The organism is Snodgrassella sp. M0110, assembly GCF_016101465.1.
GTDB lineage: Bacteria > Pseudomonadota > Gammaproteobacteria > Burkholderiales > Neisseriaceae > Snodgrassella > Snodgrassella alvi.
This window is the reverse complement of record NZ_JACFQM010000003.1, coordinates 140,762-156,309: the sequence shown is the minus strand read 5'-3', so window position 1 is coordinate 156,309 and position 15,548 is coordinate 140,762. Positions and strand designations below refer to the sequence as shown.

Sequence of the window (15,548 nt, the reverse complement as noted above, 5' to 3'; positions counted from 1 at the left end):
CCTGGTTATTGCTGTTACCGGAAACCAAAAGCCCGCTCAGGAGAGCGGGCTTTTGGTTTAGAAATAAATCAGAACAGGATGAGTGTCCACGGTAACAGATAAGTTTGTACGACGGTAAATAAGCCGGCGATTACACAGAAAAGCAGGCTATGACGTACGGTAAAGCGGAACAGATCTGATTCTTTACCGGCCAGACCCACAGCAGCGCAGGCAATGGCAATAGACTGCGGTGAAATCATTTTACCGGTTACACCACCTACTGAGTTAACTGCTACAGCCAGTACCGGATCCATACCTACCTGCATAGCAGTATTAGCCTGCAGGGCGCCAAACAGAGCATTGGCAGATGTGTCTGAACCAGTGAGGAAAACGCCTACCCAGCCAAGGAATGGTGAGAAAAACGGAAATGCTTTGCCGGTATCAGCCAGCGCCAGAGCCAGTGTGGAGGAAAGACCGGAATAATTAACCACGTATGCAAAAGCCAGTACCAATCCGATAGACAGTACGGGGTAGCGTAAGTCGTACAGAGTATGTTTGAATGTGTCGACAGCCAGACGTGGTTTTATTTTTAATAGCAATATGGAAATAATGGCAGCCAGCAGTATGGATGTGCCCACTGCTCCTAACAGATTAAGTTTAAATTCGGCTGCGATAGGAGTGTTTTCTGTTACGATAGGTGCGGTTTTAATCACCAGATTATTAAGCCACGGCCATTGAATTTTAATCAGGCTGAATGAGTTAAACCATTCTTGCAGCGGTTTGATTGTCCAGACCGCAACACAAACGGTCAGAATAATGAAAGGCGACCAGGCCAGGGCAATTTGTTTGGCGCAGTATTCTGAAGTACCGCGTTGTTTTTCAGGCTGCTGCATGCCGCTGAACGTAAATATCTGTTTCGGCTGCCAGACCCGAAGAAACAGTGCCAGACACACCATACTAACCAGGGCAGATGTAACATCCGGCAATTCAGGTCCGACAAAATTGGCTGTGATGAACTGGGTAGCGGCAAAAGAAACACCGGAAACCAGTAAAGCAGGCCATGTCTGACGAATACCGCGCATCCCGTCCATGATGAATATCAGATAAAACGGAATAACGACAGACATCATAGGTAACTGCCGGCCGGCAAGCTGGCCGATATGAAACGGATCAATACCTGATACTTGTCCGCCAACCAGAATCGGAATGCCCAGTGCGCCGAATGCTACTGGTGCGGTATCGGCAATCAGACACAGTCCGGCTGCATATAATGGTTTGAAACCAAGACCTACGAGTAGTGCTGCACTGATGGCAACAGGTGCACCAAATCCGGCTGCACCTTCCAGAAAAGAACCAAAGCAAAAACCAATCAGCAGCAATTGCAAACGCTGATCTTTAGTAATAGACAGAATAGATGAGCGAATGATGTCAAACTGCCCGCTTTTAACCGTAAGATTATAGAGAAAAACTGCGGTAATAATAATCCAGGCAATTGGCCACAGACCATAAAAGAAACCATACAAGGCAGAGGAAAGGGCGAGAGCAACCGGCATTTTATATGCGGCAACAGCCACGATAATTGACAGAATCAGCGTAATGGCTCCGGCAACGTGGCCTTTCATGCGAAAAACAGTGAGTGCTGCAAAAAAAAATATAATTGGTAAAAGGGCTGCCAGCAATGTGAGATAAATGCTGTTACCTAATGCCGAGTAACTTTGTACCCATTGGTGCATATATTTCTCCTCAATGTATGAGTCTGTGTGTGATAAGTTGATTGGTATGTGCGTTTTTGAAAATGCTGAGTACTATTAATTTTTTTAATGCTAACTAATGCATAATGCCTTGCAGGCTGTTACTTTAAAAAATAAAAATGTTAACGTCAATGTTTGTATTTTATATTTTAATCTTTGTAATTAAAGCCGATGCGGCTGAATAAGTCTTTTTTCTGGTCAATCAGAAGATAAATTTAGAATGATAATATATTAATTATTTATTTTGTTTGATTTTAGTATCTGAGAAAGCAGATTATTTTTGATTATTGCCTTGTTTGATCGGGTAATTTATAACTATATTGTTAATTTTATGTATGCTAGTGATAGCAGAGTTTAATTACTGTCTGTATACTGATACAGCAGAATAATAGATGTACAGTAATTGATTACTGTACGGCAAGAATAATATGAATGTTGTGCTGGCGCAGAAATGCAGCTGTTTGTATACAGATTGTCTTTTATCAGCCAAATTTGGGTCATAAGGAGAATTCCGGCATTGGCAATAATATTGTGTTTGTCACAAAGTTGTCATGTTGGTCTTTTACAATAAGTCAGGGTAATTCCTAACATTAGGGAGAAAGCTGTGTCTGCTTCGTCTGCGGCTTCGTCGTCTGGGGCAATTATGTCTGCATCTAGTAAAACCAGTAAAGTAAGTAAAATTTTATTCCTGCTGATACTAATGGGTGGTCTGGCCTATGCCGGCGTTTGTATTTATCATGATTTGCAGGGAATTCCCACTTCTTCATTGTTGGTATATGCCTTATTAACAGTAGCACTTCTGATTGCGCTGGCGTTTGAGTTTGTGAATGGTTTTCATGACACCGCCAATGCAGTGGCCAGTGTTATCTATACACGTTCGCTTAAACCCAATACTGCGGTAATCTGGTCTGGAACGTTCAATTTTCTCGGGGTGATGCTGTCTACCGGTGCCGTGGCTTATGGTGTGATTTCTTTACTGCCGGTGGAGCTGATTCTGCATATGGGCAGTGATGTTGGCTACGCGATGATTTTTGCTTTGCTCTCAGCAGCCATTATCTGGAATCTGAGCACTTGGTGGCTTGGCTTACCGGCTTCCAGCTCGCATACCCTGATTGGTTCAATCATCGGTGTAGGGGTGGCTAATCAGCTGATGTCGGCACATCAGGGAACCAGCGGTGTAAGCTGGAATCAGGTAATTAATGTTGGTGAATCGTTATTATTTTCGCCGTTACTCGGTTTTATTCTGGCTGCTTTGCTGTTAATTCTGTCTAAAAAATTATTGCGTATCCCTGCTTTATATAAAGCACCGGAAAATGATATGCCACCACCATGGCCGATTCGTCTGCTGCTGATTTTTACCTGTACTACAGTAAGTTTTGCCCATGGCTCAAATGACGGACAAAAGGGTATGGGTCTGATTATGCTGATTCTGATTGGTACCGTGCCCATGGCGTATGCTCTTAACCATACTGTACCCAAGGAAGAATGGGCAAAATTTTCAGCCCATTCAGTGGCTGCACAGAAAACCATCCATGATTTGCTGCCAGCGGGCTTTGTGTTGCAACAAGGGACAGATGTGCGGGCACAGGTCACGGCTTTAGTGGAAAATAAACAGGGTACGCCGGAACAACTGGACGCACTGGCACAGTTGGTAGAAATTGTGGCGCATGATGTGAGTAAAAGCGACAGTCTGCGTAATTTACCGCCTGAACAAGTAGGTAATATCCGCAACGATATGTATCTGGTGTCTGAATCAATGACCTTATTGCAAAAAAATGCCCTGGTTCATCAATACAGTCTTAATCCGATACAGATGGACAGTTTAAAGACATATCATACGTCAATTGATCATGCCACTAAGTATATTCCGGTTTGGGTAAAGGTACTGGTTGCACTGGCACTCGGACTGGGTACACTGGTTGGCTGGAAACGGATTGTGGTAACAGTGGGTGAAAAAATCGGCAAAACCCATTTGTCCTATGCGCAGGGGGCTTCTGCAGAACTGGTAACGGCCGCGCTGATTTTTGCTGCCGATCGCTTTGGTCTGCCAGTAAGCACAACACATGTACTGACTTCCGGTATAGCCGGTACGATGGCTGCCAATAAAAGTGGTCTGCAGAAATCCACAATTCGTAATCTGGTAATGGCATGGGTACTTACTCTGCCGGTTTCCATTCTGCTGGCCGGAGGCTTATTCTGGTTTTTTCGGATGATATTCTGAGTATGTATTACTATTTGTGTTCTGAGTGATTACAAACTCTGTAATAATTTGCCAAATGCACTTGCATGGTGCGGTATTTCACAGTTTAATGTCGGTTTAGTGGTGGCTGTGCTGGTGCACGTCATAGATACTTGCTTCCTCCCGTTATAACGGGGCATACAAATTGGAAATCGTGTATGAAAAAATTACTGGTATTGTCAGCTATCGTAAGCTTGCTGATAGTTGCCTGCTCGGATGCCGGTACAGCAAATAAAGATGCTGCTTCCAATAACGGAGTCATGAATCCGACTGACCAGCTTAATATCTATAACTGGTCTGATTATGTTGATCCCGATACAGTAAAAAGTTTTGAAAAAGAAAATAATATCAAGGTTCGTTACGATTATTATGATAGTAACGAAACATTGGAGGCCAAGATTCTGATTGGTCGTTCCGGCTATGATCTGGTTGTACCATCCATTGCCAATGTCGGCCGGGAAATTAAAGCCGGTGCTTACCGGCCGGTAGATAAAAGCCAGCTGTCCTATTACAATAATATCGATCCGAATCTGTTGAAAATGATGGATAAAGTAGATCCGGGTAATAAATATGCAGTGCCTTATTTCTGGGGTATTAATACTATCGGTATCAATACTGCTATGGTAGAGAAAGCACTTGATGGCAAATTACCGGATAATCTCTGGGATCTGGTATTTAATCCGGAATATACGCATAAACTGAAAAATTGCGGTATTTCTCTGTTTGACAGCCCTACAGAGCTGTATCCGCTGGCTTTGCATTATTTAGGTAAAGACCCGAACAGCAGTGAACCGGATGATATCCGTGCTGCAACCAATCTGATTAAATCCGTACGTAATGATGTGAAACGTTTTAGCTCATCAGGCTATATTGATGATATGGCTCGCGGTGATCTGTGTGTGGCTACCGGTTACGGTGGTGATTTAAACATCGCTAAAAAACGTGCTGAGGATGCTAAAAGTGGCGTGCATTTACAGGTGCTGGCACCGAAAGAAGGGGTTGGAATCTGGGTTGATTCGTTTATGATTCCTAAAGATGCCCAGAATGTAGCCAATGCTCTGAAATACATCAATTACACACTCGAACCTAAAGTTGCAGCGAAAAATGGTAATTATGTGACTTTTGCACCAGCCAGCAAACCGGCACGGGCACTGATGAGAAGTGAAATTGGTAGCGACCCCAGCATATTTCCCACTCAGGAAGTACTGGATAAGAGTTTTATCGTATCACCGAAATCACAGGATGCTGTGCGTCTGGCTGTGCGCCTGTTCCAGCAGGTAAAAGCAGGGCAGTAGTTGTTTGATATACGCACATGCAGATTTCAATAAAAAACGAATCGTTCCGGTTCGTTTTTTATTTAGGATGATTAGTTTATCTTGGAGAATCATCGGAACATAACACTCTTTGTAAGAGTGTAGTATGCTGGTAATGGCAGAATCGTTATAGATATTAGCTGTCAGAATATGGGTAAACACTTATAATCAGAGGCTACAGCGCCAGTTCTGATTGTTGAAGGTCAGACAAAATTTGAGAGTGAATATCAGCATATTTTCATATAGCAAATAGTAAATCAATGAAATTATCAGTCATTATCGGAAGTAATGGTTTTTTATTCATTTAAAATAAAAGTTTGTTCTGAAATTTTTACGTTTAACCTTTAGTCTGACTGGCTGCTCACGGCCGGATAAAAAGTGTAAAGGGCAGCAGAGTTAGCGGGATAAAGGTTTTAAAGTTTTAAATTGGATGGTTATGAAAATTTTAATTTGTAATGATGACGGTTATTTATCAGATGGGATCGCTTTACTGGCACAGGTAGCATCTAAATTTGCTGAAATAAGAGTTGTTGCTCCGGAAAGTGATCAGAGCGGCGTAAGCAATTCATTTACTCTGAACCGGCCTCTGTCGATTAAAAAAGCCGCAAACGGATTTTATTATGTTAATGGCACACCAACCGACTGTATCCATGTAGCTATGCATACCATGACTGACTTTAAACCTGATTTGGTTTTGTCCGGTATTAATCATGGTGCCAATATGGGTGATGATGTGCTGTATTCTGGTACAGTGGCTGCGGCTACTGAAGCTTTTCTGATGGGTATACCCGCACTGGCATTTTCAATTAATGATCGCAGCGGTGAGTACTGGGCAACGGCTGAAAAAGCCGTCATGACTATTCTGGAAAAAGTATGTGTACAGCCGCCGGCTGAACCGGTTTTATGGAATGTTAATATTCCGGCTGTAAAAGCAGAATCAGTGCAGGGCTATCGTGTGGCTAAACTGGGGCGCCGACACCATGACCAGTGTATTGTGCCGTATAGCAGTCCTCGCGGCGAAACCCTGTATTGGATTGGTGGCGTAGGTGCCGCTGATACTCGCTGGCAGGAAACTGATTTTAGTGATAACGAAGCAGGTTTTATTACCATTACGCCATTATCGCTGGACTTAACTAATTATCAGCAAATGGGTGCAGTCAGTACATTTTTACACGACATACAATGGTGACAGAAGTGGGACAGGGCGTAAGCTGGACCGGATATGAATTCCGGCGTGCACGAATGGTAGAGCGGCTGAAACAGATGGGTATTACCCGTGCTGAAGTATTGGCTGCTATGTCTGCTGTGCCGCGGCATGTATTCGTTGAAGAGGCTTTGCGCTCTCATGCTTATGATGATATGTCTCTGCCGCTGGGTTTAGGGCAAACTATTTCCCAGCCATATACGGTCGCAGTCATGACGCAGTTATTGTTTGCCAGACGGCCAATACAAAATAATCTGCGGATACTTGAAATTGGTACCGGTTGCGGTTATCAGACAGCTATTTTACAGGCACTGGGTTTACGTGAAATTTACTCAATAGAGCGTTTGCGTCCGTTGCATGAGCGTGCCAAACAGAATTTACGTGCAGTACGTTTACTGGCTCATGCACGGCTGGTCTGTGGAGATGGTTATCTGGGTTTGCCGCAGGAAGCACCTTTTGATGGCATTATACTGACAGCTGCGCCGAAAGAGGTGCCTTTGCCTTTATTACAGCAACTTTCAATTGGCGGGCGTATGGTTTTACCTCTGGATGAAGGCGGGGTGCAGTTTTTATGGGTAATCGACAAAACTGCTGAAGGTTTTCAGGAAACCTGTGTGCAACAGACTTTATTTGTACCATTGGTAAATGATAATTAAACCAAAGGCATTCTGTCATTTTATTTTGCCGGTTTACATAACCACTTGAATCCAGGCATAGATACAATGCCTGTCAAAATGACTGATCCCGTTTACTCTCAGAAGAGTCTGAAAGAGTAAACGGGATCACAGTATCAAATAACTGAAACCATTAAATGTATAAAAAATAGCTATCGTTATGAAATAACGAATAAATAATATGGGTTATGACGAAACCGGCTGCTACTGTGCATTGCTTGATGAAAAACTCAGTAAATAGCGTAAAATAATCTTGTCTTAATATTTTTTAATGAAAAAAATAATGATGGCAAAGAGTTATTGCTAAACAATACAGAAAAAGCCGGAAAAATTCTTTGGCTCCTTCCGGCTTAATCTGAATAGTACTGATTCACTATGTTATATAAAGTGATTTGGCTGTCAGAAACAGGTAAATCACAGTAATCTGGGAAAATAACTATGAAAGTAGCAGTATTCGTTGAACCCGGAAAAGTAGCTATACGGGAAATGGAAAAGCCGGTTATTCAGAAACCTACTGATGCCATTATTCGCATTGTTCGTGCCTGTGTTTGCGGTTCTGATTTATGGTGGTATCGCGGAATCAGTACCTGTGAGCCGGAACGAATTGTCGGCCATGAAGCTATTGGTGTTGTTGAAGCTACCGGCAGCGCAGTAACTCATGTCCGTAATGGTGATTTTGTTATTGTACCGTTTACGCATGGTTGTGGCCATTGTGCTGCCTGTAAGGCAGGTTTTGATGGTAATTGTCAGAATAAAGAAGATGAGCGCAATGGCGGGTATCAGGGTGAATATCTGCGCTTTACTAATGCAGACTGGGCTTTGGTGAAAATTCCCGGTCAGCCACAGGATTATTCAGATGCTGTTTTAAATTCGTTACTTACTTTGGCCGATGTTATGGCTACTGGTTATCATGCTGCTGCCAGTGCTGAAATAAAGTCAGAAGATACGGTAGTGGTGATGGGTGATGGAGCGGTAGGGCTGTGCGGAGTCATCGCGGCGAAACTGCGCGGCGCTGAACGAATTATTGCAATGAGCCGCCATCCTGACCGAGCAAAACTGGCAGAGGAGTTCGGAGCAACTGATATTGTGCCTGAGCGTGGCGATGAAGCGGTAGAAAAAGTGTTGTCGCTTACCCGGCAGGCTGGTGCTGATGCAGTATTGGAGTGTGTGGGAACTCAGCAATCACTGCAAACAGCAGTTGCAGTAGCCCGTCCCGGAGCAATTGTTGGTTGTGTTGGTATACAGCATGACACAGAAATTAAAACCAGCGATGTTTTCTGGCGGAATATCGGATTACGCGGCGGTATTGCCAGTGTCACCACTTATGATAAAAATTTATTACTGCAAGCTGTATTAAATGAAGAAATTCAGCCGGGGAAAGTATTTACCCATCGGTTTGATTTAACCGATATTCAGGCTGCCTATCAGGCTATGGATCAGCGTAAAGCAATTAAATCATTAGTTATTGTCAGCCATGAATAGATAACTCCCGCAGCTTAACAAGCTGCGGGAGTTATCTGTATGAACGGCAACGCTTATTCTATCTGTCTGATCAGAAAATTCCTTTCATGCCTTCCGGTGTATAGCGTTCTCCCTGAATATTGATATGATTTTTCAGCTCGTTCAATATCTGAATATCTGCTGTATCCAGTTTTAACTGGCAAGCCTGATTATTTTCATTCAGGTATTTTTCACTTTTGGTTCCCGGTATCGGTACAATATGTTCCCATTGAGCGAGCAGCCAGGCCAGTGCGATTTGACCCATAGTGCAATTATATTTAACAGTCATGGGTTCTAATGCCTGAAGCAAACGTTTGTTATGTTCCAGATTATCATCCTGAAAACGTGGGTTGGTACGGCGGAAATCATTTTCAGCCAATTCATTTTTATTCTGAATTTTACCGGTCAGAAAACCACGCCCGAGAGGTGAGTAGGGTACAAGACCGATATTCAATTCTTTTAGTAATGGCAGCACTGAATCATCTTCTATATGACGTGTCCACAGCGAATATTCTGTTTGCACCACATCAACCGGATGAACTGCATGGGCACGCTGCAAAACAGGGGCAGAAACTTCACATAAACCGACATGGGCTATTTTCCCTGCCTGTACCAGTTCTGCCAGAGTCTGCATCGTATCTTCAATTGCAGCATTAGGATCTAAACGATGAATATAAAATAAATCGATCTGTTCAATGCCAAGTCTGGCCAGAGAGTCATCGCAGCATTGTTTAATATATTCAGGGTGGTTATTAATGCTGCGGTTATAGCCGGAAGTATTGTTTCTATCAATACCGCATTTGGTTGCGATAGTAAGTTGTGCCCGTACTGAAGCAGGCAGAGTTTTCAATACTGCACCGATCAGTTTTTCGTTTTCACCCCGACCATACATATCTGCTGTGTCAATCAGCGTAACACCGCTATCAATAACTTTGTGCATCATTGTGCGGGCATGTGCTGTATCCATATCACCATAAAATTCGCTCAGACCCATTGCTCCATAGCCCATTGCAGATACGGTAATGTTTTGTCCAAGTTTTCGTTGTGGTAAAGAATGGCTCATTATTTTCTATCCTCAGATTAGTTATATCTGAAACGCTTAATCAAATAATGCTTTTATTCGACTGCGGTCAGATAATTGTTAATTACTGATAGTGATAGTAAATAATTAACCTTGCTAAGAGAAATATAAAATCATTGATATAAAAAATATATCAATGATTTGAATTTCACAACCTTCCGGAAATATACATGTCACAATTGGGTATCAACTGTATTATGGTGCTTAAAATACTCAATAATGGTTTGTGTCACAGTATTTTCAGCCTGCTGATGCCAGAGCAGATGTATATCGATTGATAGTTGCTGTTCATATTCAGTAGTTAATTTTTTATATACTACTCCCGGGATATGTGCCTGTGCCATAGAAGCCGGAAGTAATAACATGCCTCTGCCCATGGCAATTTCCATCAGCATGGTTAAAAAATTAGGTAATTTCGGTTGTAAAACTAGAGAAGCGGTTAAGTTGCTGATAACTTTTTGCAGTTGATCATACAATCCCGGATTCTGGTAACGTTTACACCAGTACAGAGGTAAGTCTGTTACCGTATTTAAATTTATTTCTTCCTGTGAACAGGCAGGGTGGTTTTCAGGTAAGGCCAGTACTAGTTTTTCCTGATAGACTAATAAACTATTTGCCTGATCATTATTTTTTTTATAATCTGAAATAATAATCAGATCAATATTGCTTTTATTAAATTCAGCCAATAGCTCTTTTGAAGAATAGTCCTGCTGCAAAAGATCGATGTTTGGCTGGAATTTACTAATAAATTCGCTGAATAGCGGAATAAAATTAAAACCCAGAATTTTAGTTATACCGACAGTTATTCTGTCTGTTGAATAATTATTAACATTGGTTATGGCCAGAGATAAACCTTCCAGCCAGTTTCTGGCTTTGTCTCTGAATTGTCTTCCCTGTTCAGTAAGCATTACATAACGGGTATTACGTACCAATAAAGTAGTTTGCAGCTTTTCTTCCAGCTCTTTGATTTGCATCGATAACGGGGGCTGACTAATACCCAGTCTGCTGGCAGCCTTGCGAAAATTGCCTTCTTCACATACTGCCAGAAAATATTGCAATTGTCGGACTGTTGGCAGATGCCGACTGTAAATGGCTGAGTTATCGAGATTATGTTCTGTCTGAGCAGGTAATTGATTATACATATTTCCCCTACTATATCTTATAAAGACTAAAATTAAAAAAAATATTACTAATAGTAAATAAATTTGACAAACATTATGAGTATGTGTATTATAACAATATAGATGGATGTACCGTCCATTTCGATCTTTAATTTTATTTTGTATTTCTTTAGTTCAAGTATTGTTGTAGAGAATTAACCCATTTGGGTGCCACATTGTGGAAATTTACTCTGTGTGAAAAGAGATGGCCAGAATCCCAAAATAAGTTGAGCGAAAAGCTAAGCAAATTGGAAAATGGAAATCGCTAGAACAGAAAAAATGACAGGTTGTTGTCGCGTGTAGGTGGGCTCTTGGTTGCTAATCGTACTAAACCGACAATAATACTTGAAATGACAGGGCAAGTTTTTTGCTCGGTTTAATTTAAGGAAATACTATGAAACAAAATGAAATTAAAGAACTTATTTGTTTAGTTGAATTAATTCTGGCAGATAAGACGAATACGATTAGCGACGATGCTCGAAAAAAGCTAGAAAAACTACTTTTAGAACTAAGAGAAGGTAAAAGTGAATTTTCATTACTATCCTATTTAGAAGTTATTTGCAGAGTAATGACGTTTATTGATCTAAGTTCTAGATTACTGGAGTTGCTGGAAAAGTATTTTAGCTAATTAGAGCGGGAGCCCTACATTCGATTTGGAAGAATAATGAATATCGGTAAAGCAATAAAATTTTGTAGAGTATCAAAAGATATTTCATTAGAAGAATTACAAAATCTGACTAATTTATCACAATCTTATCTCTCACTAATAGAAAATAATAAAAGAAAGCCTACCTTAGATACGATTGAAAAAATATCTAATTCTCTAAATGTCCCAATAGAAATTTTGGTATATTTAGCATCTGATAAAAGAGAATTAAATTTGTCACCAGATATTGTAAAACTTTTTGATGAACATATAATTAATTCTATCAAGCATAATGATTAAACCACAATTATTTTACTATCCTCTAGCTGGAATACAGTCAATTGAATCATTAGCTAAGCACCTTGATATTGATTTAGATAAATTAACATATTTATTAGAAAATATAAACTCTCAATATATAGGTCCTATTTTCATAAAAAAATCCAATGGTGGCTCACGACCAATTTATCGATGTAGACCACAATTAAAATATTTTCTTAAAAGATTAAATTCTAAAGTATTTAAACTTGTCCATTACCCTAATTTTTTATATGGTGCTCTTCCTAATAAAAGTATTTATACTAATGCATCTCAACATTTAAATGCAAAAGTAATGTGTAATTTTGATATCAAATCATATTTTACTACTATTACTTTTGATCATGTATTTGATATATTTAAAAATTTTTTTCATTTTTCAACAGAAGTTTCTAATATACTTGCAACTTTAACAACTATCAATAATCAAGTTCCACAAGGATCACCATGCAGTACTTATATTGCAAATTTGGTTTTTTATCGTTCTGAAGTTAATGTGGCAAATAAATTAAAAGATAAAAATTATGTTTATACTAGATTTATTGATGATATAACTGTTTCATCTCAATATAAAAAGACAAAAAAAGATATAGAGGAGGTACATACAATTGTAATAGGAATGATAAGAGCGTATAAATTTAGTTTACAAACTGAAAAAAGATCAATAGCACCTAGTCATAAATGCCAGATACTAACAGTAAATCAAATTAATATTGTTAAATCTAATTTATCAATTTCAAAGGAAAATAGAAAAAAGATAAGAGCTGCTGTGCATGAATTAAAATGTAATTTAAATGATAATAACATAGAATTTGTGGTTAAAAATTTTGAGAGCGTTTACGGAAGAGTACAATATTTAAAGAATATACATATAAAAGAAGCTCAAGGAATGCTTAAGCAATTAGAACAAATTCGAAGTAAGATTCTTAAACCATTGCAAATTTATAAATATAGAAAATTGAAAGAAGCTATTCGAAAAAAACAGGGATATAAATTATGAAAAATAAATCATATGGTTTATAGTTTTTAATAATTTTTGGTTATTTTATGTATATAAATGCATAATTGATAGTGATAAACTTAATATTATTAAATATTTTTAGTTTGTCAATTATATTTACATATATATGTTTTAATAAATTTCTAAATAAAGATTTTGAAGTCTTTATCAAAGACCAGATTTGAAAACCATTAGAATATAATTATCTAAATATATTTTGTAATCTGGTCCGTGTTCGTATTAAATATAGTAAAAATGAAAATTAATTTGATAATGAAATATCCCGCCGTCTGAATATCAATGTGGCTATCAGGAAAAAGATCAAGACATAAGCAATATTGGCTGCCAAGGTAATAGAAAATTCACTCTGTACGGGCTGGTCAAATGTATTATTAACTGTATTAGAAATTAACTTAATCAGATAGCTGTTTACATATAATGGATTTAATTTGTATATCCATTCGTCACCAGGTACATGAATATTATAATAATTGATCATTTCCCACAGACGGTCAGCAAAGAAACCATATACTATACAGAAACCGGTAACGAGCGGACTGCTGTTAAACATAGAAGAAAGCATCAGAGCAAAAGCAGTAAAAAAAATTATTGTAGCTAATATGCATAAGCTGTATATTCCAATATACTTTATTATGATGCTAAATTCCGGTATATGGTGAGTTGTCAGTATTTGTAATAATAAACAAATAATTACGGATATAATCAGAAAAACAGGCATTAATAAAGTAATCGCCGCGATTTTAGCCAGTAATATTTTGTAACGCTGATAAGGACGGGTCAGAATAAATTTAATTGTTCCTTTGGATATTTCAGAGCTTAAAATATTAGATGCATAAATAATAGAGATAAATTTAATAAATATGTAACAAATAATAATACTAAATGAAAATACTTCGTCACTGTCTTCTGAATCTAGAGAACTAAAATGAAATATTAGTACCAATAAAAATATTGTTGTTATGATACTGACACTTCGGGTATTTTTAATGTATTTACGCCATTCATTGATTAGTAATTTCATTTATTGCCCTTTTTTTGATTATCGTTTTTTATGGTTTGCAGAAAAGAATCTTCCAGAGAGTAATGAGTCAGCTTCAAACCGATTAAGGGAATATCATGTTGAACAAGAAGTCTGGCAATTTCTGCACGCGGATCGTGGTCAGTCGAATTAGTTGCAATTTCAAGATTATTGAGCTGACGGGTAACCTGATACCCGTTGTTTAGCAAAATTTTTTCTGCCGGTGCTAAATCTCCGTCTACTTCGATATGAATAATGTTATTGGATTTACCCAGAAAATCACTCATTGTTCCCGCATAGACCTGTCTGCCCTGATTAACGATAAAAATATCATTAACAATTTCCTGAAGCTCAGAAAGCAGGTGGCTGGAAATAATAATGCTGTTTCCATGCTGGACAAAATTTTTCATCAATGTACGAAAATCTTTCATTCCTTCCGGATCAAGACCATTCATGGGTTCATCCAGAATTAATACTTTAGGCTGATGAATAGTTGCGTTTGCGACGCCTAATCTTTGGCGCATACCCAGAGAATAGCTTTTGACTTTTTGGTGTTCTGCACCTTTAAGCCCGGTTCTAGTTAATGTTTGCATTAAATCATCTTTACTGATTGACTGACGGCTCATATCAGCAAAGATTTGCAGATTATTAAAACCGGACATGTAATTATAGAATTCCGGATTTTCAATGATGGTACCAAGATTAAAAGCTGCTTTTTCAAAGTCTTTTTGTATATTGTGCCCACAGATTTTAATGTCTCCGGAAGTGGGAAACATCAGACCTGTGAGTATTTTCAGCATAGTGGTTTTGCCGGCACCATTGGGGCCTAAAAAGCCCATAATCCGACCGGGTGCAATCTTGAAAGAAATGTTATCCAGAATCTTCCTGTTTTTAATTTTTTTGCTAACGTTTTTAACTTCAATGAGATAATTGATTTTTCCCACTCTAAACCTTTCTTGTTCAGGGAGTTAAATTTATTGACTTTGTCGATGTTATATGAGTAAAGCAATACCTGTCTTTATGGTATACGGAATTTTTATTTTCCTTATTTATAATAATGTATTATACATAATTTAACAATATTAAAATGTCTGGTTTATTGATGGTTTATTCAGTCCGGACATGCTGAATATAAATTGAGTGTTGTTTTTGAATTTTTTTATGTAATGAATCAGATAAATAGCTGAGCAGAAAAAATCTGACCGAAATAACTTATGCTGTAACCAGAATTGTTTAACAGAAAAAAATTCTGGTAATGATGATATATAAATGGTCTGATTAAAGGATATCTATTCTATAAAGATTATGTATTTGAATATTCAGGTTTGCCGTAATAGGTCGTTTGAAAAATGTTTGTATATAATGAATAATAAAAAAGCACAGCTTATGCTGTGCTTTTTTATTTTATTTGGCGCGGCGGACGGGGCTCGAACCCGCGACCCCCGGCGTGACAGGCCGGTACTCTAACCAACTGAGCTACCACCGCGCAAGTTTTATGCAATGCATAAAACAGAAAACTGGTGGGTGATGACGGAGTCGAACCGCCGACATTCTGCTTGTAAGGCAGACGCTCTACCAACTGAGCTAATCACCCCTGCTTGGGAAAGACGCTATTAAACCAGATATGCTGGTCTATGGCAAGTG

At 38.8% G+C, this 15,548-nt stretch carries 13 protein-coding genes and 2 tRNA genes; 8 read left to right on the top strand and 7 right to left on the bottom strand.

The genetic code is table 11. From position 1 onward, the window contains the following. Nucleotides 1-68 precede the first annotated feature (68 nt). Nucleotides 69-1,712: a lactate permease LctP family transporter gene (locus tag H3T84_RS05650; protein WP_198218497.1), complete on the bottom strand. Its 1,644-nt coding sequence runs from the start codon at nucleotides 1,710-1,712 to the stop codon at nucleotides 69-71. Nucleotides 1,713-2,334: 622 nt separating this feature from the next. Here H3T84_RS05650 and H3T84_RS05645 point away from each other — a divergent pair. The 5 genes from H3T84_RS05645 to H3T84_RS05625 all read left to right on the top strand — a co-directional run bounded on the left by H3T84_RS05645 (nucleotide 2,335) and on the right by H3T84_RS05625 (nucleotide 8,642). Further along, the gene (locus H3T84_RS05645; protein WP_198218496.1) at nucleotides 2,335-3,951 is read left to right on the top strand and encodes an inorganic phosphate transporter; all 1,617 of its coding nucleotides are present in this window, start codon (nucleotides 2,335-2,337) and stop codon (nucleotides 3,949-3,951) included. A 176-nt stretch (nucleotides 3,952-4,127) separates the two neighbouring features. Continuing rightward, the gene (locus H3T84_RS05640; RefSeq protein WP_198218495.1) at nucleotides 4,128-5,264 is read left to right on the top strand and encodes a polyamine ABC transporter substrate-binding protein; all 1,137 of its coding nucleotides are present in this window, start codon (nucleotides 4,128-4,130) and stop codon (nucleotides 5,262-5,264) included. 454 nt (nucleotides 5,265-5,718) lie between these two features. Further along, complete coding sequence (surE, locus tag H3T84_RS05635) at nucleotides 5,719-6,471, top strand: 5'/3'-nucleotidase SurE (protein WP_037393579.1); 753 nt, start codon at nucleotides 5,719-5,721, stop codon at nucleotides 6,469-6,471. Then, nucleotides 6,465-7,142: a protein-L-isoaspartate(D-aspartate) O-methyltransferase gene (locus H3T84_RS05630; RefSeq protein WP_025330257.1), complete on the top strand. Its 678-nt coding sequence runs from the start codon at nucleotides 6,465-6,467 to the stop codon at nucleotides 7,140-7,142. The genes surE and H3T84_RS05630 overlap by 7 nt, the downstream gene beginning before the upstream one ends. A 456-nt stretch (nucleotides 7,143-7,598) precedes the next feature. Next, entirely contained in the window at nucleotides 7,599-8,642 is a 1,044-nt protein-coding gene (locus H3T84_RS05625; RefSeq protein WP_198218494.1) for a zinc-dependent alcohol dehydrogenase family protein, read from the top strand. Between the two features lie 70 nt (nucleotides 8,643-8,712). Here H3T84_RS05625 and H3T84_RS05620 read toward each other — a convergent pair whose 3' ends face one another. Next, on the bottom strand, nucleotides 8,713-9,723 hold the full coding sequence (locus tag H3T84_RS05620; protein WP_198218493.1) for an aldo/keto reductase: 1,011 nt from the start codon (nucleotides 9,721-9,723) through the stop codon (nucleotides 8,713-8,715). 191 nt (nucleotides 9,724-9,914) lie between these two features. Beyond that, nucleotides 9,915-10,883 (bottom strand): LysR family transcriptional regulator, encoded by a 969-nt coding sequence (locus tag H3T84_RS05615; protein ID WP_198218492.1) that lies wholly within the window; start codon nucleotides 10,881-10,883, stop codon nucleotides 9,915-9,917. A gap of 412 nt (nucleotides 10,884-11,295) precedes the next feature. Between H3T84_RS05615 and H3T84_RS05610 the strand changes: the two genes are divergently transcribed. Genes H3T84_RS05610 through H3T84_RS05600 form a run of 3 tightly spaced genes read left to right on the top strand, consistent with a single transcriptional unit; the run spans nucleotide 11,296 to nucleotide 12,865 of the window. Continuing rightward, on the top strand, nucleotides 11,296-11,529 hold the full coding sequence (locus H3T84_RS05610) for a hypothetical protein (RefSeq protein ID WP_198218491.1): 234 nt from the start codon (nucleotides 11,296-11,298) through the stop codon (nucleotides 11,527-11,529). Nucleotides 11,530-11,565: 36 nt separating this feature from the next. Continuing rightward, complete coding sequence (locus H3T84_RS05605) at nucleotides 11,566-11,847, top strand: helix-turn-helix domain-containing protein (RefSeq protein WP_084565432.1); 282 nt, start codon at nucleotides 11,566-11,568, stop codon at nucleotides 11,845-11,847. Then, the gene (locus H3T84_RS05600) at nucleotides 11,840-12,865 is read left to right on the top strand and encodes a reverse transcriptase family protein (RefSeq protein WP_198218490.1); all 1,026 of its coding nucleotides are present in this window, start codon (nucleotides 11,840-11,842) and stop codon (nucleotides 12,863-12,865) included. The genes H3T84_RS05605 and H3T84_RS05600 overlap by 8 nt, the downstream gene beginning before the upstream one ends. Nucleotides 12,866-13,127: 262 nt before the next feature. On the opposite strand, the gene H3T84_RS05595 is transcribed toward H3T84_RS05600, so the two are convergent. The 4 genes from H3T84_RS05595 to H3T84_RS05580 form a co-directional block, all read right to left on the bottom strand. Continuing rightward, the gene (locus tag H3T84_RS05595) at nucleotides 13,128-13,907 is read right to left on the bottom strand and encodes an ABC transporter permease (RefSeq protein WP_198218489.1); all 780 of its coding nucleotides are present in this window, start codon (nucleotides 13,905-13,907) and stop codon (nucleotides 13,128-13,130) included. Further along, on the bottom strand, nucleotides 13,904-14,848 hold the full coding sequence (locus H3T84_RS05590) for an ABC transporter ATP-binding protein (protein ID WP_198218488.1): 945 nt from the start codon (nucleotides 14,846-14,848) through the stop codon (nucleotides 13,904-13,906). Before H3T84_RS05590 ends, H3T84_RS05595 begins: the two co-directional genes overlap by 4 nt. 465 nt (nucleotides 14,849-15,313) lie before the next feature. Further along, nucleotides 15,314-15,390: transfer RNA gene (locus H3T84_RS05585), tRNA-Asp, on the bottom strand. A gap of 32 nt (nucleotides 15,391-15,422) precedes the next feature. Continuing rightward, nucleotides 15,423-15,498 (bottom strand) — tRNA-Val (locus H3T84_RS05580). Between the last annotated feature and the right edge of the window lie 50 nt (nucleotides 15,499-15,548).